This window comes from Actinomycetota bacterium (assembly GCA_035697485.1).
Lineage (GTDB): Bacteria > Actinomycetota > UBA4738 > UBA4738 > HRBIN12 > JAOUEA01.
In genome coordinates, this window is record DASSCU010000018.1 from 1 (window position 1) to 22,920 (window position 22,920).

The following is a 22,920-nucleotide window of genomic DNA, read 5'->3' on the forward strand; positions in this document are numbered from 1 at the left end:
GCCTGCGTCTTGCCGTCGAGATACGCCATCTCGAGCACCTGTTGCTGCGCCGGAGGAAGGGTCGTGAGCGCGGCGCGAACCTCCTTGCGCCGAACGCGCAGGTACGCGTCCTCGACGACGTCCTCCGCAGGGTCTTCGCCGGTCGCGGGCTCGAGGTTCGCCGCCCGCTCGGTCCGTCTGCGCAGGCGTTCCTCGCGCCGGACCGCATCGACGGCGCGATGGTGGACCAGGGAGAGGAAGAACGACCGGAACGCGCCTCGCGTGGGGTCGAACGCCTCGGGCGCTCGCCACAGGGCTAGGAAGGCATCCTGGACGACCTCCTGGGCGATCAGGTCCTGCGAGGTGACGCGCAACGCCACCCCGTAGGCCGAGCGGGCGTACCGGCGGTAGAGCTCGTCGAAGGCCGATCGTTCGCGAGCGGAGACCAGCCGGTGGAGCTCGAGATCGTGCCGGTCGTCCTCTCCCACGGGCTGTTCCTACCACACGGCGACCACCGCTCCCTCGCTAGCATGCGACGGTGCCCGAGGTCCTGATGTACTCGCGACCCCGATGCGGCCTGTGTGACGAGGCCCGCGAGGTGATCATGGCGGAGCGGGCGAGGACGCCGTTCGACTACCGGGAGCTGGACGTCTCCGGGGACGACGAGCTCGAGCTCGAGTACGGGATCCGGATCCCCGTGGTGCTGGTCGACGGGCAGGAGCTGTTCGAGATCCGCGTGGACGCCGATCGCTTCGCGGAGGCGGTGGCGACCTAGTGCATTCGTGAATCGGATTCACGAATGCACTATTATCCCCGGGAGTGATCGAACGTTCGATCCCGGAGGCCACGGTGGGACGGCTGCCCGTGTACCTCCGAGCTCTGGTCGAGCTCGCGGAGTCGGGGACCCCGACGGTGTCCTCGGAGGAGCTCGCGGAGCTGACCGGCGTGAACTCGGCCAAGGTCCGCAAGGATCTGTCGCACCTGGGCTCCTACGGGACGCGAGGCGTCGGCTACGACGTCGCGTACCTCGTCCATCAGATCCGACGCGAGCTGGGGCTCACGCAGCACTGGTCGATCGTGATCGCCGGGATCGGCAACCTCGGGCACGCGCTCGCCAACTACCGTGGGTTCGCGGAGCGCGGGTTCCGGCCGGCGGCGCTCGTCGACAACGACCCGGAGAAGGTGGGGGAAGACGTCGGCGGTCTCCGGATCCGTCCGCTGGAGGACCTGCCGGTCATCGCTCGCGACCACGACGTGTTGATCGGGGTGATCTGCACGCCCGCGCCCGCCGCGCAGTCCGTCGCCGACGCGATGGTGGAAGCCGGCGTTCGTTCGATCCTGAACTTCGCGCCGGTGTCGCTGGTCGTCCCCGAGGGGGTGTCGGTCCGGAAGGTGGATCTGGCCGTCGAGCTCCAGATCCTCACCTACTACGAGCAACGCAAGGCCGCGCTCGCCGAGGTCAAGGGTCGGCGCAGGGCATCCGCGGACGCCTAGCCGGATCCGTGGGACTACTTCGCGATCGTGAACCAGAGCGCGATGAAGATCACGATCACGGTCACGCCGAACAGGATGAACTGGACGGCCCCCTGTTCGATCAACGGCGCGGCTTCCTGCGCGAGCATCGGTCCTCCTAAGCGGGTCCGTACCACGGCGGGGCCGTCCCGCCCGTCAGGATCTCCTTGCGTTTGCGCTCCGCCCGGTCCAGGAACGGGAGGTGGGCGCCGAACAAGAGCGTCGAGCCGATCAGGAACATCCAGGAGTAGCGGTCGACGCTGCCCGAGTCGTGGCGGAGGTAGACCGTGAGGATCGGCCCGCCGTCGGTGAAGAACGCGTGGGCGGCGGCGAGCGAGACCCCGTCCTCGGTCGCGAAGAACTCGATGTTCTGGACGGTGAAGTCCGTCGTCGTGAGCGCCCCGGGCTCGTGCTCGCCCTTGCCGAGCTCCTCGTTCGCCTGCTCCGCGAGGAAGCCCTGCGTCGCCGACGTCACCGACTGGACCGACGCCGTGTCCTCGTCGTTGTCGCCGGGCTCGCGCCATCCGTCGCCGGGGTACGCGGCGAACGCCTCGTAGACCGGCTCGGGATCGGTCCCGGCCGACTCGACCACCCACGCGGGCTCGGTGCCGCGCGGACCGAGGTTCACGGGCGTGTCGAGGCCCTGCGAGAAGAAGCCGAACGTCCACAGCGACGACAGGATGATCATCCAGCCGAAGAACGAGACGGCCAGGACCAGGTACCCCATGCGCCGGCCGAACACCGCCGCGAGCACGAGCAGGATGCTCCCGACGAACAGCACGAACGACATGATCACGGTGAGCCCGCCCTTGATCAGGGTCTCGCACCCGATCTCGAACCCGAGGCAGCCGGCGCCGATCATCAGAGCTGGATATTGGTCGTCGGGTTCGGCTTGTCGGCGAGGTTGCCGTTCAGGAACTCCTCGACCGCGGCGTCGACGGCCTCCGGGTTCGTGCACACGTTGTTCTCGAACGGGACCTGCTCCTCGTCCTGGATGCTCACGAGGTAGTTCACGATGTCGTTGATCTGCTGGTCGCCGAGCGCGCCGGCGTACCGGATGCTCCACGAGGGCATCAGCCCGCGGCCCTGATCGATCGTCGTGTAGATGTCCCTCAGCCCGTAGATGGCCGCGTGGCTGGTGAACGGCCCCCCGCACACCGTGGTGAGGTTCGGCGTCGGGACAACGTCGTTGGGGTCGTCGGGGGTGAGCGTGTTGAGGATGAGCGACCCCTCGAGTGTTGGCCCGTGGCACTGCACGCACCCGACGCCGCCCTGGTTCTCCTCGGTGAACAGCTGGACGGCGGCCGCGCCCCGTGCGATCGCATCGTCGGACAGGTCCTGCTCCTGATCGAGGTTCTGTTCGGGTTCGAGCAGCCAGACGGCCGGCATCCAGATGACGAAGAACAGGACGAGCACCACGCCCCAGCCCTGGAGCTTCTGCAGGAGGGGCGTCTCCAGGTCCGGGTCGGACGGTCCCGGGCGCATCGCGTTGGGGATGTCGGCCTCCTGACGAGCTCGCCCGCGAAGGACGAGGACGGCGCCGGCGATCGCCACGAAGATCGCCCCACCGACCGCCAGGACGATGCCCTGCGCCTGGGAGAGGCCGAGCATCACTGCACCGCCACGCAGAACGGGCCCGACGGCGGGTCCTTGATCGTGTCGGCACCCCGTGGAGGCCCGAGGATCACCTCGGCCGTGTCGACGAGGACGTCGCCGGTCTCGCTCACCGACACCTTGAAGCGGTCCAACCCGTGCGGCGCCGGGCCGAGCTTGTACTCGCCCGCGGTGTTGTACTTCGAGCCGTGGCAGGGGCACTCGAACCACTTCGACGAGCCGCAGTACGGCACCCGGCAGCCGAGGTGCACGCACCGCTGGTACAGGGGCATGATGCCCTCGGCCGTCACGCCTTCGGTCGCGTAGTCGATGTCGCCGGTCGGCGACCCCCTGTACTCGACGACGTAGAAGCGACCCGTGCCGTTGTAGGCCACGCCGGCGTCGTTGATCTCCGCCTTGATGTCGTCGATGTTGCCGGCGTCCACCAAGGATCCGAACCCGCCCTTCAGGTTCGGCCAGAGGAAGGCGATCGTCGCGCCGCCGAACTGTGCGCCGAAGATCACGAGCGAGGTCAACAGCGAGCGACGGAAGAAGTCACGGCGGGACAGCGACTTGACCGGCTTGCCGGCCACCTCGATCTGGCCGTCGGCCGTCTCGCGGGCGGCCCGGTTCGCCCGCACGAACGAGAGGCCGAAGACGATCGCGAAGATGTCGAGCACCACGAACGCCAGGATCGCGGCAACCAACGGCGTGGAGATGCCCAACAGACCGGGGAACAGCGTGCTCACAGTTCGAAGAACACCCCCTGCGCCCAGGGCCACACCCAGTTGTAGCCGGGACCGCGGAAGAACGAGCCGATGATCGTGAGCACGCCGCCGAACATGAAGAGGATCGTGAACATCGTGATCGCGATCTTGCGGTCGCCGGGCTTGTTGCTCGGGTTGCGGTCGACGTAAGGGATCGCCGCGAGCCCGACCAGGATGAACGTCGGGATCGTGATGCCTGCGACCATCGGGTGGAAGTAGCGCAGCAGCTCCTGCAGGCCGAGGAAGTACCACGGCGCCTTCGACGGGTTCGGCGTGAGGTTCGGGTTCGCGAGCTCGCGCAGCGGCGCGTTGATGAAGGTGGAGAACAGCGTCAGGCCGGCGAGCAGGATGAACATCGCCACGAACTCTTCGATCAACAGGTGCGGCCAGACGTTCACGCGATCGCCCTGTTCGCGCTCCACGCGCTGGATGCCCTCGGGGGGCACGAGCGCGAGCAGCCGGTGCTTGTCCTCGGCGCCCTTCTTCGGCGTGGGGACGTTGCCGGTCGGCAGCGGCGCCTCGCGCGTCGGGGTCGTGACGGCGGCGGCTGCGACGGCGACGGGGGCTCCCGCAGGAGCGGCGGCGGCCGGGGCGGCAGCTGCAGGGGCTGCGGCAGCTGCAGGGGTCGTGCCGCCCCCGCCGGCAGCGGCGGCAGCGGCGGGCTTGGCACCCGCGGCCTCGTGCTTCGCGGCTTCCTCAGGGTTGGCGGCGCGGTAGGCGCGCACCGCGGCCGAACGGGCCCGGCCTTCGGCCACGCGCCGGTCGGTGCCCTTGGCGAGCTCGGCCTCGAGCGCGGAGTCGAAGACTGCTTGGTCGAGCGGGGTGTCTTCCTTGGCCATGTCGTCCCCTGGTTCCCTCTAGAGCGGTCCCGAGATGCCGCCGTCCTTGCGGATACGCCAGAAGTGCACCGCGAGGAAGATCACCAACACGAACGGCAACCCGATCACGTGCAGCGTGTACCAGCGGAGCAAGGTCTCGGGGCCGACCACGACACCGCCGAGCAGCAGGAAGTTCGCCTGCTTCGCGATGAAGGGTGAGTACCCCGCGAGCGACGTGCCCACCGTGACCGCCCAGATCGCGAGCTGGTCCCACGGCAGCAGGTAGCCCGTGAACGACAGGCCGAGCGTGAGGAAGAGCAGGATCACGCCGACGACCCAGTTGAACTCGCGCGGCGGCTTGTACGCCCCGGTGTAGAAGACCCGCGCCATGTGCAGCGTCACGCTGAAGACCATGAGGTGCGCGCCCCACCGGTGCAGGTTGCGCACCAGGTCGCCGAAGAACACCGATGTCCGGATGTTCTGCATGTCGGCGAACGCCTGCGCGCCGCCGATGTCGGCCGTGGGGCGGTAGAAGAACATCAGGAAGATGCCGGTGATCGTCAGCAGGATGAACAGGAAGAACGAGAGTCCGCCCAAGCAGAACGTGTAGGTGAGCTTCAGCCCGTGCCGCTTCACCTTCACCGGGTGCAGGTGGTACAGGACGTTGTTCATCGTCGCGAGCGCGCGGTCGCGCGACGTGTCCTTGTAGCCCTTCCGGAAGATCGAGCCCGGCCGGAAGATCGACTTCCAGACCTCGGTCTCCCTGATCCGATCACCCAGATCGCCGGGTGACGGCGGCTTCAGCTTCACGTTCTCTCCCTTCGCGCTACCGCCTTCGGCTGCATGAGCGCGAGAACCGTCGGGACGCCGCGGGCGCTCATACGCCTTCTGCCTGCGACGCGGGGACCTCGGCCATCGTGCGCTGTCCGCCCTTGGAACCCTCGGGCAGTCGCGCATAGTACAGGGTGTCGGTGGGGCAGCGGTCGACGCACACGGAGCAGCGCGTGCACGCGTTGTCGTCGACCACGAAGACCGCCGTGGCGTTGTCCACCTCGTCGCCAACGGCGTGCTCGGCGGCGCCGGTGACGATGCCGGGCGACATCATGTAGATGCAGTTCCACGGGCAGACGTCCTCGCATGCCCGACAGAGGATGCAGTTGTCGGGGTCGAGCATCAGGTGCTTCGGTGACTTGACCCCCTGGGCGAGCCACGCCGGATCGACGGCCTCCACGGTGTAGTCCTCGTGGATGTCGACCTCGGTCTTGGTGTAGGGCATCGGAGGGCTCCGCTCCTACCGGTATCCGCCGGCCGGCCGGCTGTCGGACGCGCCGCGGAGCTTGCGACGCCAGTTCTGCAAGATCGCCGCCACCACCAGTACGAGGATGATCGGCACCGTGGACAGACCCATCGCGATCGCGTCGCGCACCTGCAGCAGCAGCTCTTGGTACTCCCCGGGATCACCCCCCGGGAGCAAGGTGGGGATCTCTTGGAGTGCGGCCTCGATGTCGGTCGGGCCCTGCCAGCCGAGCGTCTGCTCGGAGAAGTACAGCCAGAACGACGGGAGCACCGACGTCGAGATCAACAGGAAGAAGACGAGTCCCAATGAGAAGACGACGGCCGTGGTCCACGACCACTCGAACACCTTCAGGAACGCCTCGACGCGTTCTCTCCGGGTCTGGGTGGGCGTCGTGCTCTCGACCTGGCTCATACGCTCCTGGGTTCCTAGCGTCTCCGTGGGCGAGTCTCCCTGAGGCGGGGCGATTATAGACATGTGTCGCGCGCGCCCGACGACCGCCCGACCCTCGTGAATCGTTTCACAAGCGTCGCGACTACTATCGCTGCAGGTCCACGGTCCACGCAAGACAATCGCCCGGAGCTACCGTGATCGCCGACATCGTGCAGACCGGCCTCTCCTCGTGGTGGGCGCCCGCCTTGGCGTTCGCCGCGGGCCTCGTCTCCTGTCTCAGCCCGTGCGTGTGGCCGTTGTTGCCCGGCTACCTCTCGTTCATCACGGGCGAGCAGATCGTCGGCGAGGAGTCGGGCGTCGATCGCACGCCGCTGGCGCCGATGCTGCTGTTCATCCTGGGGTTCACGATCGTGTTCGTGTTGCTCGGGGCGTTCGCTTCGACGTTCGTGCGGGTGTTCAAGGGGACGACCGGGCAGCGGGTGGGCGGCGCGATCGTGATCACGTTCGGGGTGCTGATGATCGGGTACGCGCTGCGGCGCGGCTCGATGGCGCTGTACGCCGAGCGCCGCCCGTTCCTCGCCCGCGTGCGCCCGGGCGTCGGCGCGGTGCCGCTCGGCATGGCGTTCGCCGCGGGCTGGACCCCCTGCATCGGGCCCGTGCTCGGGTCGATCCTCGCGATCGCCGCGAGTGGGAGCACGGCGAGGGCGGTGGTGCTGCTTGTCTGTTACTCGGCAGGGCTCGGCCTGCCGTTCCTGCTCGTCGGTCTCGGGGTGACGAGGTTCATGGGCGCCTTCGACTGGGTGAAGCGCCGGTACACGCCGATCGGGATCGTCTCGGGGTCGCTCATGATCGCGGTCGGCGTGCTGCTGTTCACCGGGGAGTTCACGCGCATCGTCGCGCCACTCGCCGAGCGCTTCACCCTGGGCATCTGATGGCGCGCAGCTAGGATGGCCCCCGGTCCCATGTCCTCGTCCCAGCGCCTCACGCTGCGTCAGTCGGTCGCCCTCGTCTGGCGGACCCTGCGTTCGATGCGCACGGCGCTGATCCTGCTGCTGATGATCGCGCTGGCCTCGGTCGCGGGGTCGCTGCTGCCCCAATGGCCGAACACCCCCGACCGCGTGCTGGGCTACCGGGCCGACCACCCGTTCTGGGGAACGTTTTTCGACCGGGCCGGGCTGTTCGACGTCTTCGGGTCGTGGTGGTTCGTCCTGCTCGTGACGCTGCTGTTCGTCTCGCTCGTCGCGTGCCTCGTGCCGAGGACGAGGGCGCTCTGGCGGGCCGTGCGAACCCCGCCGATGCAGGCCCGCGAGATCGACGCCTTCCCGCACTACGCGGACGTGTCGGTCGCCGAGCCCCCCGACCGGGCGATCGAGGCGGCCCGCCGCACGCTGCGCCGGCGGAGGTTCCGCGTCGCGCGGGATCCTGATCGCGAGGCGCTCGCGGCGGACAAGGGCATCGCCCGCGAGGTCGGGAGCCTCGCCTTCCATTGGGCGTTCATCCTGCTGCTGGCCGGCGTGGTCTACGGCAAGGGCACCGGGTTCAGCGGGCTGATCGCCGTCGTCGAGGGACAGACGTGGGTCGACGCCGAGGCGAACTACGACGGCACGATCCGCGCCGGCCGTTTCTTCGACGACTTCACCGGCATCGGGCTGCGCCTGAACGACTTCCGGAGCGACTTCGCGAACACGGGCCAGCCGATGGACTTCGTCTCCGACGTCGACCTGCTCGCGCCCGACGGCTCGCCGGTGCGGGAGGAGGCCATCAGGGTGAACCACCCGGCCAAGATCGAAGGCCTCTGGATCTACCAGTCGAGCTTCGGGTGGGCGCCGGTGATCGAAGTCACCGACGACGGGGACGTGGCGTTCTCGGGGCCGGTGGTGACCGACCGCGATCCGGCTCCCGAGGGGGTCGTAGAGTTCGCGATGCCGTGGCGCGGCGTGGTCAAGCTTCCCGGTGCGGGCGCCGACGGCCTCGACCGCGCGATCGAGCTCGAGCTGTGGCCCGACAGCCGGGCGCTCACCGAGCTCGTGCGGGGCGGCGAACCGCGGGCGATGCTCGTCGCGTTCGACCCGATCATCCGGTTCACCGTCTGGGAGGGCGCGCTCGCCGACCTCGCGACGAACCGCCTCGACACGAGGGCGCTCGACGAGGTGTCGTCGGGCATCGTGGGGGCCGAGCGCACCGCCGACCTCGCCGACGGCGCCGCCCTGCCCGAGGGCGAGGACGGATCGGGTTCCACCATCTCGTTCCCAGAGCTCCGCCAGTACTCGGTCTTTCAGGTGGCGCGCGACCGCGGGGTGCCCCTGGTGCTGGCCGCCGCTATCCTCATCCTCGTGGGACTGCTGCCCGCGTTGTACGGCTCCCGTCGCAAGGTGTGGGTGCGCGCCGATCCCGACGGCGATGGAGCGGTCGTGCGGGTCGGCGGTTTCGCGCTGCAGCGCAAGCCGCAGTTCGAAGAGGAGTTCGCCCGCCTGGTCGACGCGCTCTCCTCGGCGGCCGGCGGCATCTCGGCGCCACGTCCCGAGCCGGACGATCGCGAGGATCGAGAGAAGGTGCAGACGCCGTGACCGACCTGCAGTGGGCCCGCATCTCGAACGACGCGTTCAACGTGGCCTTGTTCGCCTACCTCGCGGCGATGGTCGGATACTTCGTGTTCCTCGCGTTCAAGCGTGATGCGATCTGGCAGGTCGCTCGCGCTGTGGTGGTCGTCGGCATCGCGGCCAACCTCGTGTCGATCGTCGCGAGGGGCCTCGCGGCCGACCGGGTGCCGTGGGGCAACATGTACGAGTACTCCTCGCTGCTCGCCCTGCTCGTCGTCGTGGGCGCCCTCGTCGTCGTCGAAGGCGTGTACCACGTGCGGTCGCTGACCGGGTTCGCCCTGATGTTCAGCGTGCTGACGATGGCGGTGGCGGTGTCGTTCCTCTACGTGGGTCCCGGCCCGCTCGTGCCGGCGCTCGACTCGTACTGGATCAAGATCCACGTGCAGGCCGCGATCTGGGGCTCGTCGTTGTTCGCGCTCGGCGGAATCGCGACGATCGCCTACCTCGTGGTCGACCGCGTCGAGCGCCGGCGTCTCGAGGCGATGAGTGCGCAGGGCCCGCCGCCGATCATGGGTGGCGCGATCGATCTCGACGCCGACCCCGACGTGCCGGCCGATCTCGTGCCCGACTCGGCCGAGGACGCCGAGACCCGGCCCGCGAGGCGACGGCTGGTGCCGTCGGCCGCGGGGCTCGACCGTCTCGCCTACCGCATCATCGCGGTCGCGTTCCCGATCTGGACGTTCGCGGTGATCGCCGGAGCGATCTGGGCCCAGGAAGCGTGGGGCCGCTACTGGGGCTGGGACCCCAAGGAGACGTGGTCGTTCATCACCTGGGTGATCTTCGCCGGGTACCTGCACGCGAGGGCTACGAGCGGCTGGAAGGGACGCCGAGCGGCCGTGATCGCGCTCGTCGGCTTCGTCTCGTTGTTGATCACGTACTACGCCGTGAACCTCTGGATCGTCGGCCTCCACAGCTATGCGAAGTGATGCACCGACGGCGTCTGGTTGCGTAGACGTGGGTGATACAGTTCGCGCGTCCCGGTCGGGGGTGGGCCGGCACCCGGCCGCGGCGGCGTGCAAGGAGCGAGACTGATCGTGCGGAAGAAGGCGCTGTGGACCCTCGGCCTCGTCGCTGCGGGACTGCTGCTCTCGGCGTGCGCGCCCGACGCGAGCCAGGACACCCTGCAGCCCGTCGGTGACGTCGCCAAGGAGCAGAAGGCGCTGTTCGTGCCGGTGTTCTGGGTCGCCGTCGGCGTCTTCGTGATCGTGCAGGGCGGCATCCTCTACATCGCGATCCGCTATCGCCATCGCAAGGGCCACGACCGCATACCTCGGCAGACCCACGGCAACACCCGGCTCGAGATCGGCTGGACGATCGCGCCCGCCGTGGTGCTCGCCGTGGTCATGGTGCCGACGGTCTCGTTGATCTGGGAGCTCGCCCGCCCGGCGGAGGAAGGCGCGCTCAACATCACCGTCGAGGGCTACCAGTGGTGGTGGGGGTTCTCCTACCCCGACGAGGACATGGTCACCGACTGGGATCGCCCGATCACGATCGCCGACACGATGGTGATCCCGACCGGCCGCGACATCTACCTCTCGCTCGAGTCGCTGGGCGGGGGTGCCAAGGACAGCAACGGCGACCCGGACTTCCAGGTGATCCACTCGTTCTGGGTCCCGCAGCTCTTCGGCAAGCAGGACGTCGTCCCGAACCGGACGAACCACATCCAGTTCAGCGTCGACGAGGCCGGCACCTACACGGGGCAGTGCGCGGAGTTCTGCGGGCTGCAGCACGGCCGCATGAAGCTCGAGGTCGTGGCGCTCGATCCGGCGGACTGGGATGCCTGGGTGGAGAACCAGCAGACCCTGGCGCCGAGCCCGACCGACCCGCTCGCCCAGCAGGGCGAGGAGCTGTTCCTCAACCCCTTGAGCGACGGGCGGGGGGCCTGCACCGCGTGTCACGCCGTGGGCGACGCCGGCGGCGCCGCGGCGCCGAACCTGAGCCACTTCGCCGACCCGACGCACACGTGCTTCGCGGGCTGCAACTGGTCGACCGAGGACCGTGAGGCCCTCGCCGCCTGGCTCGCGAACCCCGGCGCGGAGAAGCTGGGGGCGAAGATGCCCGACTATCAGCTCACCGACGAGGAGATCGACGCCCTCGTCGCCTACCTGTACAGCCTGACGTGATGGAGGCGATCACCCACCCATGGCGAGCGTGACCGTTCCTGCGACCGGGGGTCGAGGGCTGCTGCGGCGGCCCACGGCGGTCACCGGCTTCTGGAGCTGGCTCACCACGGTGGACCACAAGAAGATCGGCATCATGTACGGGGTCGCCGCGTTCGTGTTCTTCATCATCGGTGGTCTCGAGGCCCTGCTGATCCGTGCGCAGCTCGCCCAGCCCGACGGCACCCTCGTGAACGCCGACCAGTACAACCAGATCTTCACGATGCACGGCATCACGATGATCTTCCTGTTCGTGATGCCGATGTCGTCTGCGCTGTTCAACTACCTGATCCCGCTGATGATCGGCGCCCGCGACGTCGCGTTCCCTCGCATCAACGCCTACAGCTTCTGGGCCTTCCTGTTCGGTGGCCTCTTCCTGTATTCCAGCTTCTTCCTCGGGGGCGCGCCGAACGGCGGCTGGTTCGGGTACGCGCCGAATTCCACGACCGACCCTTCGATCGGCATGACGTTCTACGCGCTCGGCCTGCTGATCACCGGCATCGCCTCGACCGCCGGAGCCGTGAACCTTGCCGTCACGGTGATCAACATGCGCGCGCCGGGCATGACCCTGTTCCGCATGCCCGTCTTCGTCTGGATGGGGCTGGTCGTGCAGTTCTTGCTGGTCTTCTCCCTGCCGATCATCACCGTGGCCCTCTTCCAACTGCTCTTCGACCGGCGGTGGGACACGGCGTTCTTCGACCCGACCCGAGGCGGCGACCCGATCCTGTGGCAGCACCTGTTCTGGCTGTTCGGGCACCCAGAGGTCTACATCTTGATCCTGCCTGCGTTCGGTGTCTTCAGCGAGGTGTTGCCCGTCTTCAGCCGCAAGCCGCTGTTCGGTTATCAGTTCGTGGTGTTCTCTGGCATCGCGATCGGGTTCATCGGGTTCGGCGTGTGGGCCCACCACATGTTCGCCGCCGGCCTCGGTCCGGTCGCGAACACGGCGTTCGGCATCTCGACGGCGATCATCGCGATCCCCACCGGCGTGAAGATCTTCAACTGGATGGGCACGATGTACGGGGGCGACATCCGCTTCACGTCGGCGATGCTGTTTTCCGTCGGCGGCGTGGCGATGTTCGTGATCGGCGGACTCTCGGGAGTGACGCACGCGATCGTGCCGAGCGACTACCAGCAGACCGACACGTACTACATCGTCGCCCACTTCCACTACGTGCTGTTCGGCGGGGCGATCTTCGGCATCTTCTCGGCCTTCTACTACTGGTGGCCGAAGGCCTTCGGGCGTCGCCTCGGAGAGGCCATGGGCAAGGTGCAGTTCTGGATCCTGATCGTGGGCTTCAACCTGGCGTTCGGCCCGATGCACATCCTCGGGCTGCAGGGCATGATCCGTCGTGAGTACACGTACCCCGAGTCCCTCGGCCTTACCCTCTGGAACCAGGTGTCCACCGTCGGCGCCTTCCTGATCGCGTTCGCCGTGGTGATGTTCATGGTGAACGTCGCCCGCACCCACCTGAAGCCCCGCGGCGAGGCGGTGGAGGATCCCTGGGACGCTCGCACGCTCGAGTGGATGACGACGAGCCCGCCGCCCGTACACAACTTCGACGAGATCCCCACCGTGCACGCGCTCGACGAATACTGGCACCGCAAGTACGTCGAGGACGAGCGTACGGGCACCCTGGTGCCGGCGCAGGCCGGGGCCTCAGACGACCACGACGCGGCGCACGCCGACGGTCACGGATCGATCCACCTGCCGAGCCCGTCGTTCTGGCCGCTCGTCGCGAGCATCGGCCTGCCGATCATGGGGTACGGGGTGCTCTACTCGTGGTGGCTGGTGGGACTCGGCGCGCTGGTGGCGCTGGTCGGCTTCTATGGGTGGGCCCTCGAGCCTTCGGTGGCGGAGGGATAGGCATGGCCGACCTCGCCATCACGCCCGGGCACGGCGCCGTCGAGGCGCACGACGAGCACGCGACCACCACGGGGCTGCCCAACACGAAGATCGCGATGTGGCTGTTCCTGGCCTCGGAGTGCCTGCTCTTCGGCGCTCTCATCACGACCTACGTGCTCTACCGGGGGGCGAGCGGGACCGGCCCCTATCCGGCCGACGTCTTCGACATCCCCTACACGTCGGTGTCATCGTTCGTGCTGCTGGCCTCATCGCTCACGATGGTGCTGGCCCTCGCGTCGGCGCAGAAGCGAGACGTGGCGCGCATGCGGCTGTGGCTGCTCGCGACCGCGATGCTGGGACTGACCTTCGTGGGCGGCCAGGTGTACGAGTTCACGACGTTCTACGACGAGGGGCTCGCGATCTCGACGAACCTGTTCGGGACCACCTTCTACGTGCTCACCGGGTTCCACGGGGTGCACGTCACGGTCGGCATCCTGATGCTGCTGTCGCTCGTCGGGTTCTCAACTGCCGACCGCCTTCCCGACGACGCGGCGTTCCCGGTCGAGATGGTGGGGCTGTACTGGCACTTCGTCGACATCGTGTGGATCATCATCTTCACCGTCGTGTACCTGATCCCGACCCCGGCGCCGGCGCCGGTCTGAGGAGGCGATGACGGTGTCCGAGACCGAGACCAAGTTCCAGGAGGAACTCGGCACGCGCGACATGCCCGACCCCCGCGAGGCCGCGGCGCCCCACCACGAGCACCCCAGCGCCAAGGAGTACATCCGCATCGGCATCATCTTGGGGGTGCTGACCGCGCTCGAGGTCGCGACCTACTACATCGACGTCGGCGGCGTGCTCGTGCCCACCCTGATCGGGCTCGCGATCGTCAAGTTCGCCCTCGTGGTGATGTGGTTCATGCACCTCAAGTTCGACAGCCCCACGTACGCGAGGTTCTTCCTGCTGGGGCTCGCGGGCGCGGCGACCCTGTACCTGATCGTGTTGATCTCGTTCGGCATCTTCCTCGTGGAGTGAGGCGACGGTGCTTCCCACCTGGCACGTGCATCCCGACGTCTGGTTGCTGTTCGGTTCGATCGTCGCGGCCTACCTGATCGCCGCTCGTCGCCACCTCGACGTGACCGGCGAGCACACCCCGCGCCGCACGAGGGTGCTGTTCCTCAGCGGCATGGGTGTGCTGTGGCTCGGTGCCGACTGGCCCGTGCACGATCTGGCCGAGGGCTACCTCTACCTGATGCACATGACGCAGCACCTGCTGTTCACGCTGGTCGCGGCGCCGCTGCTGATCGCCGGCATGCCAGCATGGATGCTCAGGGCCCTGCTCGCGCCCCCGCCGGTGCGACGGGTGTTCCGCTTCTTCACCAGGCCGCTGGTGGCCCTGATCGTCTTCAACGGCGTGCTGCTGTTCACGCACTGGCCCGAGGTGGTCGAGGCCTCGGTCGGCTCGGAGCCGGTCCACCTCGTGCTGCACGTGCTGATCGTGGCCTCGGCGCTCGTGATGTGGTGGCCGGTGATGTCGCCGCTGCCCGAGATGCCGGCGCTCGCCCCGCCCGGACAGATGGTCTACCTGTTCCTGCAGTCACTTGCCCCCACGATCCCGGCCTCGTTCCTGACGTTCGGGCACACGCCCCTGTACCCGGTCTACGCGGAGTTCCCGCGCATCTGGGGCATCTCGGCGCTCACCGATCAGCTGATCGCCGGCCTGATCATGAAGCTGGTCGGCGGGCTCCTGCTGTGGGGCGTGATCGCGGTCGTCTTCTTCCGCTGGTTCGATCAGGAGCAGCGCGACGGTCTCGATCGGTCCGCCCACCAGAACCTGCATCGAGAGATCGGCGCGGAGCTCGGCCGATGAGCGCCCGGCGACGATCCCGATCGAGGCACCGACGAGGAGCGACGCGAGCATGAGTGAAGGCAAGAACCGGCAGAGCCTGTTGCTGCCGATCCTGATGCCGATCGGGGCCCTGGTCGTGATCGGGCTCGTGCTGGTCGGCTTCTCGCGGGTGCTGCTGGCGATCTCGCACAGCGCCGCCACCGCGGTGGCGCTCGTGGCCGCCGCCAGCATCGTCGCGGTCGGCGCCTGGGTCGCCTCGAGGAAGCGTGTGACCGGGGCGACCTTGTTCTCGATGGTCGCGGCCGTCACCGGCATCGCGATGGTGGCGGGTGGGCTCGCCGTGGTCGCCGCGCCGCTGGAGCACGAAGGTGAGGGCGGGGGACCGGGCGGCGAGGTCGTCGTGGCCCTCACCGCCCCCGAGGGGGCGGCAACCACCGGCTTCTCGACCGACGCGCTGTCGGCGCCGAGCGACGTGCCGTTCACGCTCGCGTTCGAGAACGCGGACCCGGCCGTGCCGCACAACGTGGTGATCTACGACGGTCCCGACGCCGAGGCGCCGCAGCTGTTCCGCGGGGAACTGGTCACGGGTCCCGCGACCGTCGACTACGCCGTCGAGCCGCTCGCCGAGGGCGAGTTCTTCTTCAACTGCGAGGTGCACCCGACCACGATGACGGGCACGATGACAGCGGCGCCCGGCGGGGGAGAGGGTGGGGGCGGCGGCGGTGAGGGGATCACGGTCGTGGCCGCCGACATCGCGTTCGACACCGACACGATCGAACTGCCTGCCGACGCGCCCACCAAGATCACGCTGGACAACCAGGACGCGGGCACCCCTCACAACCTCGCGATCTACACCGACGACACGCTCGACGAGTCGCTGTTCGTCGGTGAGATCGCGACCGGGCCGGTGAGCGTGGTGTACGACATCCCACCGATCCCCGAGGGCGAGTACTACTTCCATTGCGACGTGCACCCGAACATGAGCGGGACCGTCGTGGTGGCCGGGGAAGGTGGGGCCGGAGGCGGTGGCTCGGGCGGAGGTGGCGGCTCGGGCGGGGGCGGCGGCGGTGAGGAACCGCCCGACGAAGGCGGCGGTAGGTCCGAGGGCACGGCGGCGGCATCGGTCGTCGCCGAAGGCACCGCGTTCGACCCGACGGCGCTCTCCTGGCCCGCCGACACCGAGGTGGCGCTCACGTTCGACAACCGAGATCCGGTCGACGTCGCGGGCCCGCACAACGTCTCGGTCTACGACGGCGATACCGCGCTCTTCCAGGGGGAGCTCATCGACGGGCCTGCGACGGTCGACTACTCCATCCCGCCGATGCCGGCAGGGACCTACGAGTTCCGATGCGACGTGCACCCGACGATGATCGGCTCCGTCGAGGTCACCTGACGACCCCCGTCGAGCCACCGGCGACCGCCCCGCGGGATGCGGACGAGGCGCCCGCGAGGCGTCGCCTGGGACGTGTCGCGGTCGTCGTCGCGGTGATCGTCGTCGTCGCCGGCCTCGTTGCGTTCGCCCTGCGACCCACGACCGATCCCCGCGAGGAGGGGGGCGTCGCCGAGCTCGACGAACCGTTCCCCGGTCTCGAGGGGGAGGCGGTCGTCGGGCCGCCGATCGACACGGGGTCGATGGAGTGGTCGGTGCTCGTCGTGAACGTCTGGGCGACGTGGTGCGAGCCGTGCCGACGTGAGCAGCCCGCCCTGCAGCAGGTGCAGGCCGACTACGAGGGGCTGGCCGTCGGGTTCGTCGGCATCGACTACCGCGACGACCGAGCCGCCGCCCAGCGGTGGATCGAGGACTTCGGTGTCACCTACCAGAGCCTGTTCGACCCCGAAGGGCGAACGGCCTCGACGCTGGGGTTCCCGTTCCTGCCCGACACGTACGTGGTCGATGCTTCGGGCACGATGCGGTACGCGGTGTACGGGGAGACGAGCGCCGCGGAGCTCTCCGGGCTGATCGACGAGGTGCTCGCCGAAGGCGGTGCCTAGACGACCGCGTCGAGCGCGACCGCCCCGAACAGCGCGGCGAGGTAGACGATCGAGTAGCTGAACAGGCGCCACGAACGGTCGGCGCTGGCCGAACGCCAGAGCGCGAGCGCGCGGTAGACGAACACGCCACCGAGCACCACGGCCGTGGCGAGGTAGATCGGCCCGAGGCCCGCGGCGGGCGCGAGCAGCAGCGTCGTGCCGAACAGCACGAGCGAGTACAGGAAGATCTGTCGCCGGGTCTCGTCGTCGCCCTTGACCACGGGCAGCATCGGCACGCCCGCCGCCGCGTAGTCGCCGCTGAACCGCAGGGCGAGCGCCCAGAAGTGCGGTGGGGTCCAGACGAACACGATCGCGAAGAGGATCCACGCCGGCAGGGCGAGCGAGCCGGTCACGGCGGCCCAGCCGATCAGGGCCGGGGCCGCCCCGGCCGCCCCGCCGATCACGATGTTCTGGGTCGTCGAGCGTTTGAGCCACATCGTGTAGACGACGACGTAGAAGGCGATCGCCGCGAGCGAGAGGGTGGCCGCGAGCACGTTCACGGTCACGCCCAGGAACAGGAACGAGAACGCCCCGAGCCAGAACCCGAACGCGAGGGCCCGCTCGGCCGGCACCTGGTGCGCGGGCAGGGGGCGGCTGCGCGTCCGCCGCATCACCTCGTCGATGTCGCGGTCCAGATACATGTTGATCGCGTTCGCCGCCCCGGCGGCGAGCGAGCCTCCCACGAGCGTCGCGAGCACGAGCCACGGCGAGGGGAACCCCCTCTCGGCGAGCACCATCGCAGGCACGGTCGTGATCAGCAGCAGCACGATGATGCGCGGCTTCGTGAGCCGGACGTAGGCCGTGACCGTGTCGCCGAGCGAGGCGGGCTCGGTGACCTCCGGCGCCCCGAGCTCGTCGGCGCCGACGAGCTCGGCCTTGACCGGTTCCCGACGAGCGACGACCGCGATCGCGACCACGGTGGCCCATATCGCCGCCGACATCGCCACGTGCAGGGCGCGGGACCAGGTCGAGAGCTCGGTCAGCACGTTGATGCCGCCGACCGCGATCTGGCCGACGAAGAGCAGGCCGGCAAGCGTGGAGAGCCGGACCAGGCGGTCGGAGCGCTCACGCATCGTGCGCGCGCGCACGGTCAGCCAGAGCACGAGGGCCGCCACGAGGATCGCGAGCACCCGATGGGCGAACATCTCCGCGGCGCCGCGGGTCCCGAACGGTGGCACCAGCCGCCCGTCCATCAGCGGCCAGTCCCGGAACGCGAGCCCGGCGCCCTCGGCGCGAACGTAGGTGCCGACGAGCAGCAGGGCGAACGTCGCCGTCGCGGCGACCACGGCGACCCGGGCGTACCCGCGGTCGCCGGCACGTTCGTCGCCCTCGAACGCCAGCGTGGTGGCCGCCACCAGCACCCCCAGCACGATCATCGCGAGCCCGAAGTGCAGCGTGACCACCGCCGGATCGAGCGCGCTGTTCACGACCGCCCCGCCGAGGGCCCCCTGCACGCCGAAGAGTGGCACGAGCGCGACCGCCATCCAGACCGCCCCGCGCGGGGCCGAGCTCGGTCGCCCGCGACGGGCGCGGACGAGCTCGACGACGCCGACGACGGCGAGGGCGACGGCGAGCAGCCCCGAGACCACCCCGAGCAACCGGTGCACGTACTCGATCAGCGTGTGGTACTCCCACCGCGGCACCCAGCTTCCGAAGCACGTCGGCCAGTCGGGACATCCGTCGCCGGATCCGGTCGTTCGCACCACGCCGCCCCACACGATCAGCGTGAGCGTCGTGACCGTCGTGGCGATTGCGAGCTTCTGGAACCGGGTCATCGAGTCCTCTGGGACGGGATCGGCGCGCGGCCGCGTGCGACGCCGACCATGATAGTGGCGGGCCGCCAGCCCCGGCTGCGAGATACTCGGCGGATGGCAGCCACCCCGGTCGTCGGCGACGAGGCGCTCGGCTCGGTCCGAGCCGCCGTCGACGAGGTGCTCGCGGCGTACCTGCGCGAGTGTGCGACCGATCTCGGCCGCATCGACGCGGCCGCGCCGATGCTCGTCGACGAGATCGCCCGGCTCGTGCTGGCCGGTGGGAAGCGGCTCCGTCCCGCGTTCTGCGTCTGGGGCTACCGGGCCGCGCCGGGTGCTCACGGGGCTTCCGCTCCCGGGCGGGCGGCGGCGGATGGGCCGTCGGCCGGGGAACCGATCGTGCGAGCGGCGTCGGCGTTGGAGCTGCTCCACACGATGGCGCTGATCCACGACGACCTGATGGACGGGGCGACCGAGCGCCGCGGGGTCGCGAGCTCGGCGCCCTTCCTGGCGTCGCAGGCGAGGGAACGGGGGATGCCTGGCGACCCCGAACGGTTCGGCCGCGCGGCCGCGCTGCTCGCGGGCGACCTCGCCGCGGTGCTCGCCGATCGGCTGCTGCTCACGAGCGGGTTCGACCCGGTCGCGCTCGCCCGGGCGCTCGCCGCGTACCACGAGATGCGGCTCGACATGGCCGCCGGTCAACTGCTCGACGTCGCGGGCCTGGCGTCCGATCCCGAGTCGGCCCTGCGTGCCGCCCGCCTCAAGGGCGGCAGCTACACGGTTGAGGGGCCGCTCGTCGTGGGCGCCGAGCTCGCGGGCGCCGGACGGGGGACCATCGACGGACTCCGTGCCTACGGGGTCCCGCTGGGGGTGGCGTTCCAGCTGCGCGACGACCTGCACGACCGCGAGGGGGCGCACGGCGCCACGTCGGCGACGGTCAACGAGCTCGTGCGGACGGCCCGGCGGGCGCTGCCCGACCCCCGGATCGATCCGGGGGCCGCGGCGGTGCTCGACTCGCTCGCGCAGGCGATGGCGATGCCATGAGCGACGACCTCGACGGTCTGCGGCGGGCCTTCGGCGACCTGCCGACGTGCCGGGTGGGCACGGTGCGGACCGACGGTGGCCCCCACGTGGCCGCGCGCTGGTTCGTCTGGCGCGACGACGGCCTGTGGGTGTCCACCCGGGTCGGCGACACGACGTGGGAGCACGCGGTGCGCGACCCCCGCCTGTCGGTGCTGATCGATCGTGGCCGCGACTGGCCCGAGCTCGCCGGCGTGCGCGTCGAGGGGGTCGCCGAGGCCTATCCGGCGGAGCACCCGGACCTGCGTGCCCCGATGTCCCAGTGGCACGAGAAGTACCGCCAGATGTTCGCCCGTGACGGCTTCGAGGCGTTCACGCGCGACGTGCCCGCCCTCGGGTTCCTGCGCGTCGTCCCCTCGCGGATCGATTCGTGGGACCACCGCTGACGCCGCGTTGCCCGCCTTCGAGGGGTCGGGGTAGCGTGGGTCGTGCGCGTTCGGACGCGCTGCGGTAGCCTGAGCTTTGTGAAGTTTTTCACAAGCTGCGCCCCAACCGCGCAGGGGGGAGCGACGTGATCGCACGACCAGTCGAGACCGACGTGCTCGTGGTCGGAGGCGGTCCGGGAGGCGCCGCGGCCGCGTACTACCTCGCCCGGCAGGGCCTCGACGTCACCGTCGTCGATCGGTCCTCGTTCCCTCGGGAGAAGGTCTGCGGAGACGGCCTGACACCGCGCAGCGTGGCCGCCCTGGAGCGGATGGGCATCGACACCGACGACCCGCGGTTCGAGCGGGTGAAGGGCCTTCGGGTGTATTCGCGCGGTGCGACGATCGAGCTGCCGTGGCCCGAGCTCTCGAGCTGGCCCACCTACGGCCTGGTGATGCCGCGCGCCGAGTTCGACCACCTGCTGATCCAGCGGGCGCAGAAGGCCGGCGCCCGCGTCCACGAGCGCACCGAGGCCGTGACGCCGACGTTCGAGACCGGGTGGGTCACCGGCGCCCGCGTGCGGCCCTCCGAGGACCGCGACGCCGAGCCGACCGAGATCCGCGCCCGGTTCACGATCGCGGCCGACGGCGCGGCGAGCCGGTTCGCGAAGCCCGCGGGGGTGCGCCGCGACGATTCCCGGCCGCTGGGCATCGCCGCCCGCCGCTACTACCGCACGCCGTACCACCCCGGGCCCTGGTTCGAGTCCTGGCTCGACCTGTGGGAGGGCGACCTGCTGCTGCCCGGCTACGGGTGGCTGTTTCCGGTCGCGGGAGGCCGGGTCAACCTGGGGGCAGGCCTGCTGAACACGTTCAAGGACTTCAAGCAGATCTCCGCCCAGCGGCTGTTCGACGCGTTCTCGACGATGCTGCCCGCCGCGTGGGAGATCTCGGAGGAGACGGCCGAGGGACGGGTGCTGTCGGGTCCGCTGCCGATGAGCCTGAACCGCGTGCCCCAGGTGGTGCCGGGCATGCTCCTGATCGGCGACGCGGCGGGCGCGGTCAACCCGTTCAACGGCGAGGGCATCGCCTACGCGATGGAGACGGGCGAGGTCGCCGCCGACCTGGTGCATGAGGCGCTCGTGAAGGACCGCCCGGGTATCGCGATGATGTATCCGACCGTGCTGCGTGAGCGCTACGGCGACTACTTCACGATCGGGCGGGGCTTCGCCAAGATCATCGGGCGCCCCGCGATCATGAGCCGTGCCACGCGGTACCTGCTGCCCAACCAGCGCGTGATGGGCTTCGCGATGCGGGTGATGGCCAATCTCACCGACGGCCCCGACGGCGACCGGCAGGACCGCCTCTTCCACCTGTTGCAGCGGCTCGCGAGGGCGGCATGACCGATAGGATTCGCCCGTGCTGACCGAGTACCTGCCGATCGTGGCGATGGCTGTGCTCGCGATCGTCTTCGGGGTCGCGTCGCTCGTGGTCTCACGCGCGTTCCGACCCCATCGACCGAACCCCGTGAAGCTCTCCGCCTACGAGTGCGGCAACGATCCCGTGCGGCTGCCTCGTGGGGAGAAGTTCAGCGTGAAGTTCTACGTGGTCGCGATGCTGTTCATCATCTTCGACATCGAGATCATCTTCCTGTTCCCGTGGGCGGTGCGGTTCCGCCAACTCGGGCTGTTCGGCCTCGTTGAGATGGCCTTCTTCATCGGTTTGGTGTTCGTCGCCTACGTCTACATCTGGCGCACCGGCGGGTTCGACTGGGCCGAGGACGTCGAGACCCCCGCCGAGACCGAGATGCCGGGCGACGTCATGGCCGGGGCCGAGGCCGATCTCGAGGCGTCGATGCGCGACCCGGAGGTCGCCGGTGCCCGTTGAGCGCCTGGAAGGTGTGCACCTCGGGAAGACCCCCGAGGAGATCGAGGAAGAGGTCCGCCGCGGCGTGCTGCTGACCTCCCTCGACCGCGCGGTCGGGTGGGCTCGGAAGCAGTCGATGTGGCCGGCCACGTTCGGCTTGGCGTGCTGCGCGATCGAGATGATGTCAACCGGCGCCGGCAAGTACGACCTGTCCCGCTGGGGGATGGAGCTGTTCCGCGCGTCCCCCCGCCAGGCCGACCTGATGATCGTCGCCGGACGGGTCTCGCAGAAGATGGCACCGGTGCTGCGGCGCATCTACGACCAGATGCCCGAGCCGCGGTGGGTGATCTCGATGGGCGTGTGCGCGAGCGCCGGCGGCATGTTCACGAACTACGCGATCGTGCAGGGGGTCGACACGATCGTGCCGGTCGACGTGTACGTGCCCGGGTGCCCGCCCAAGCCGGAGATGCTGATGTACGGCATCCTCAAGCTGCAGGAGAAGGTCCGCACGACGGAGCCGTTCAAGTGACGCCTGCCGAGATCGCCGAGCGTGTGCGGGCTCGATGCCCCGATACCGTCGTGGCGCGCGGTGAGGTGACCGTGATCGTCGACCGCGAGGACCTGCTCGAGACCCTCGTCTGGCTGCGCGAGGACGACGCGCTCGGGCTGGGCTTCTGTTCCAGCATCACCGCAACGGACTGGCCCGGTTCCGACCCGAGGTTCTGGGTGGTCTACGAGATGCTGTCGATCGAGCACCACCACCGTCTGCGGGTGAAGCTCGGGCTCGCGGAGGACGACGCGCACGTGCCCACGGTGACCCCACTGTTCCCCACGGCGAACTGGCTCGAGCGCGAGACCCACGATTTCTACGGCATCGTGTTCGACGGTCATCCCGACCCCCGGCCGCTGCTGCTGCCCGAGGGCTGGGACGGCTTCCCGCTGCAGAAGACCGAGGAGCTCGGCGGCGTGAACACCCGCTTCCACGGTGCCTTCATCCCGCCGGTCGACACCCGCACGACCACCTGA

25 protein-coding genes and 2 pseudogenes are annotated in these 22,920 nt (G+C 69.4%); 18 read left to right on the forward strand and 9 right to left on the reverse strand.

Features of this window, described 5'->3' with window-relative positions; genetic code table 11:
• On the reverse strand, positions 1-467 hold a 467-nt coding region (locus VFI59_05325), incomplete at its 3' end, for a sigma-70 family RNA polymerase sigma factor (protein ID HET6713116.1).
• A gap of 50 nt (positions 468-517) precedes the next feature.
• On the opposite strand from VFI59_05325, the gene VFI59_05330 reads away from it, so the two are divergent.
• Both VFI59_05330 and VFI59_05335 read left to right on the forward strand, forming a co-directional pair.
• Positions 518-754: a glutaredoxin family protein gene (locus VFI59_05330; protein HET6713117.1), complete on the forward strand. Its 237-nt coding sequence runs from the start codon at positions 518-520 to the stop codon at positions 752-754.
• A 44-nt stretch (positions 755-798) separates the two neighbouring features.
• Positions 799-1,473, forward strand: a complete 675-nt coding sequence (locus VFI59_05335; GenBank protein HET6713118.1) for a redox-sensing transcriptional repressor Rex — start codon at positions 799-801, stop codon at positions 1,471-1,473.
• Between the two features lie 136 nt (positions 1,474-1,609).
• On the opposite strand, the gene VFI59_05340 is transcribed toward VFI59_05335, so the two are convergent.
• The 7 genes from VFI59_05340 to VFI59_05370 all read right to left on the reverse strand — a co-directional run bounded on the left by VFI59_05340 (position 1,610) and on the right by VFI59_05370 (position 6,377).
• Positions 1,610-2,353: a hypothetical protein gene (locus tag VFI59_05340; GenBank protein ID HET6713119.1), complete on the reverse strand. Its 744-nt coding sequence runs from the start codon at positions 2,351-2,353 to the stop codon at positions 1,610-1,612.
• The gene (locus tag VFI59_05345; protein ID HET6713120.1) at positions 2,353-3,102 is read right to left on the reverse strand and encodes a cytochrome c; all 750 of its coding nucleotides are present in this window, start codon (positions 3,100-3,102) and stop codon (positions 2,353-2,355) included. The genes VFI59_05340 and VFI59_05345 overlap by 1 nt, the downstream gene beginning before the upstream one ends.
• Positions 3,102-3,833: a Rieske 2Fe-2S domain-containing protein gene (locus VFI59_05350; GenBank protein HET6713121.1), complete on the reverse strand. Its 732-nt coding sequence runs from the start codon at positions 3,831-3,833 to the stop codon at positions 3,102-3,104. The genes VFI59_05345 and VFI59_05350 overlap by 1 nt, the downstream gene beginning before the upstream one ends.
• Entirely contained in the window at positions 3,830-4,690 is an 861-nt protein-coding gene (locus VFI59_05355) for a menaquinol-cytochrome c reductase cytochrome b subunit (GenBank protein ID HET6713122.1), read from the reverse strand. Before VFI59_05355 ends, VFI59_05350 begins: the two co-directional genes overlap by 4 nt.
• Positions 4,691-4,708: 18 nt before the next feature.
• Entirely contained in the window at positions 4,709-5,479 is a 771-nt protein-coding gene (locus tag VFI59_05360; protein HET6713123.1) for a cytochrome b N-terminal domain-containing protein, read from the reverse strand.
• Positions 5,480-5,546: 67 nt separating this feature from the next.
• Complete coding sequence (locus tag VFI59_05365) at positions 5,547-5,945, reverse strand: 4Fe-4S binding protein (GenBank protein HET6713124.1); 399 nt, start codon at positions 5,943-5,945, stop codon at positions 5,547-5,549.
• Positions 5,946-5,960: 15 nt separating this feature from the next.
• Positions 5,961-6,377, reverse strand: coding sequence for a hypothetical protein (locus VFI59_05370; GenBank protein ID HET6713125.1), 417 nt, complete (start codon positions 6,375-6,377; stop codon positions 5,961-5,963).
• A 173-nt stretch (positions 6,378-6,550) separates the two neighbouring features.
• Here VFI59_05370 and VFI59_05375 point away from each other — a divergent pair, with 173 nt between their 5' ends.
• The 10 genes from VFI59_05375 (at position 6,551) to VFI59_05420 (ending at position 16,799) form a co-directional block, all read left to right on the forward strand.
• Positions 6,551-7,288 carry a cytochrome c biogenesis protein CcdA gene (locus VFI59_05375; GenBank protein ID HET6713126.1) on the forward strand — a complete coding sequence of 246 codons (738 nt, stop codon included), beginning with the start codon at positions 6,551-6,553 and terminating at the stop codon, positions 7,286-7,288.
• Positions 7,289-7,318: 30 nt separating this feature from the next.
• A complete protein-coding gene (locus VFI59_05380; GenBank protein ID HET6713127.1) occupies positions 7,319-8,923 on the forward strand; it encodes a cytochrome c biogenesis protein ResB in 1,605 nt (534 codons plus the stop codon).
• Positions 8,920-9,882 carry a c-type cytochrome biogenesis protein CcsB gene (ccsB, locus tag VFI59_05385; protein ID HET6713128.1) on the forward strand — a complete coding sequence of 321 codons (963 nt, stop codon included), beginning with the start codon at positions 8,920-8,922 and terminating at the stop codon, positions 9,880-9,882. Before VFI59_05380 ends, ccsB begins: the two co-directional genes overlap by 4 nt.
• Before the next feature lie 108 nt (positions 9,883-9,990).
• Positions 9,991-11,079, forward strand: coding sequence for a cytochrome c oxidase subunit II (gene coxB / locus VFI59_05390; protein ID HET6713129.1), 1,089 nt, complete (start codon positions 9,991-9,993; stop codon positions 11,077-11,079).
• Positions 11,080-11,098: 19 nt separating this feature from the next.
• Positions 11,099-12,979, forward strand: a complete 1,881-nt coding sequence (ctaD, locus tag VFI59_05395; protein ID HET6713130.1) for a cytochrome c oxidase subunit I — start codon at positions 11,099-11,101, stop codon at positions 12,977-12,979.
• Between the two features lie 2 nt (positions 12,980-12,981).
• Positions 12,982-13,620 (forward strand): heme-copper oxidase subunit III, encoded by a 639-nt coding sequence (locus VFI59_05400; GenBank protein HET6713131.1) that lies wholly within the window; start codon positions 12,982-12,984, stop codon positions 13,618-13,620.
• Between the two features lie 7 nt (positions 13,621-13,627).
• Positions 13,628-13,993 (forward strand): cytochrome C oxidase subunit IV family protein, encoded by a 366-nt coding sequence (locus VFI59_05405; GenBank protein ID HET6713132.1) that lies wholly within the window; start codon positions 13,628-13,630, stop codon positions 13,991-13,993.
• Between the two features lie 7 nt (positions 13,994-14,000).
• On the forward strand, positions 14,001-14,828 hold the full coding sequence (locus VFI59_05410; protein HET6713133.1) for a cytochrome c oxidase assembly protein: 828 nt from the start codon (positions 14,001-14,003) through the stop codon (positions 14,826-14,828).
• Positions 14,829-14,877: 49 nt separating this feature from the next.
• A complete protein-coding gene (locus VFI59_05415) occupies positions 14,878-16,200 on the forward strand; it encodes a cupredoxin domain-containing protein (protein ID HET6713134.1) in 1,323 nt (440 codons plus the stop codon).
• Positions 16,155-16,799 carry a TlpA disulfide reductase family protein gene (locus VFI59_05420; protein HET6713135.1) on the forward strand — a complete coding sequence of 215 codons (645 nt, stop codon included), beginning with the start codon at positions 16,155-16,157 and terminating at the stop codon, positions 16,797-16,799. Before VFI59_05415 ends, VFI59_05420 begins: the two co-directional genes overlap by 46 nt.
• On the opposite strand, the gene VFI59_05425 is transcribed toward VFI59_05420, so the two are convergent.
• A complete protein-coding gene (locus VFI59_05425) occupies positions 16,796-18,613 on the reverse strand; it encodes a heme o synthase (GenBank protein HET6713136.1) in 1,818 nt (605 codons plus the stop codon). The genes VFI59_05420 and VFI59_05425 overlap by 4 nt on opposite strands.
• 93 nt (positions 18,614-18,706) lie before the next feature.
• Here VFI59_05425 and VFI59_05430 point away from each other — a divergent pair, with 93 nt between their 5' ends.
• The 6 genes and pseudogenes from VFI59_05430 (at position 18,707) to VFI59_05455 (ending at position 22,920) form a co-directional block, all read left to right on the forward strand.
• A complete protein-coding gene (locus VFI59_05430; GenBank protein ID HET6713137.1) occupies positions 18,707-19,633 on the forward strand; it encodes a polyprenyl synthetase family protein in 927 nt (308 codons plus the stop codon).
• The gene (locus tag VFI59_05435) at positions 19,630-20,055 is read left to right on the forward strand and encodes a pyridoxamine 5'-phosphate oxidase family protein (protein ID HET6713138.1); all 426 of its coding nucleotides are present in this window, start codon (positions 19,630-19,632) and stop codon (positions 20,053-20,055) included. Before VFI59_05430 ends, VFI59_05435 begins: the two co-directional genes overlap by 4 nt.
• 125 nt (positions 20,056-20,180) lie before the next feature.
• The gene (locus VFI59_05440) at positions 20,181-21,431 is read left to right on the forward strand and encodes a geranylgeranyl reductase family protein (protein HET6713139.1); all 1,251 of its coding nucleotides are present in this window, start codon (positions 20,181-20,183) and stop codon (positions 21,429-21,431) included.
• A gap of 16 nt (positions 21,432-21,447) precedes the next feature.
• Positions 21,448-21,801 (forward strand): annotated as a pseudogene (gene ndhC / locus VFI59_05445) (NADH-quinone oxidoreductase subunit A).
• Between the two features lie 154 nt (positions 21,802-21,955).
• Positions 21,956-22,399, forward strand: a pseudogene (locus tag VFI59_05450) (NADH-quinone oxidoreductase subunit B family protein).
• A 20-nt stretch (positions 22,400-22,419) separates the two neighbouring features.
• On the forward strand, positions 22,420-22,920 hold the full coding sequence (locus tag VFI59_05455) for an NADH-quinone oxidoreductase subunit C (protein ID HET6713140.1): 501 nt from the start codon (positions 22,420-22,422) through the stop codon (positions 22,918-22,920).

Coding starts and splice junctions, on each gene's coding strand:
- ctaD (HET6713130.1), top strand. CDS start 11,099: ATGGCGAGCGTGACCGTTCCTGCGACCGGGGGTCGAGGGCTGCTGCGG.
- VFI59_05430 (HET6713137.1), top strand. CDS start 18,707: ATGGCAGCCACCCCGGTCGTCGGCGACGAGGCGCTCGGCTCGGTCCGA.
- VFI59_05425 (HET6713136.1), bottom strand. CDS start 18,613: ATGACCCGGTTCCAGAAGCTCGCAATCGCCACGACGGTCACGACGCTC.
- VFI59_05400 (HET6713131.1), top strand. CDS start 12,982: ATGGCCGACCTCGCCATCACGCCCGGGCACGGCGCCGTCGAGGCGCAC.
- VFI59_05365 (HET6713124.1), bottom strand. CDS start 5,945: ATGCCCTACACCAAGACCGAGGTCGACATCCACGAGGACTACACCGTG.
- VFI59_05380 (HET6713127.1), top strand. CDS start 7,319: ATGTCCTCGTCCCAGCGCCTCACGCTGCGTCAGTCGGTCGCCCTCGTC.
- VFI59_05340 (HET6713119.1), bottom strand. CDS start 2,353: ATGATCGGCGCCGGCTGCCTCGGGTTCGAGATCGGGTGCGAGACCCTG.
- VFI59_05415 (HET6713134.1), top strand. CDS start 14,878: ATGAGTGAAGGCAAGAACCGGCAGAGCCTGTTGCTGCCGATCCTGATG.
- VFI59_05420 (HET6713135.1), top strand. CDS start 16,155: ATGCGACGTGCACCCGACGATGATCGGCTCCGTCGAGGTCACCTGACG.
- VFI59_05405 (HET6713132.1), top strand. CDS start 13,628: ATGACGGTGTCCGAGACCGAGACCAAGTTCCAGGAGGAACTCGGCACG.
- VFI59_05435 (HET6713138.1), top strand. CDS start 19,630: ATGAGCGACGACCTCGACGGTCTGCGGCGGGCCTTCGGCGACCTGCCG.
- VFI59_05355 (HET6713122.1), bottom strand. CDS start 4,690: ATGGCCAAGGAAGACACCCCGCTCGACCAAGCAGTCTTCGACTCCGCG.
- VFI59_05370 (HET6713125.1), bottom strand. CDS start 6,377: ATGAGCCAGGTCGAGAGCACGACGCCCACCCAGACCCGGAGAGAACGC.
- VFI59_05345 (HET6713120.1), bottom strand. CDS start 3,102: ATGCTCGGCCTCTCCCAGGCGCAGGGCATCGTCCTGGCGGTCGGTGGG.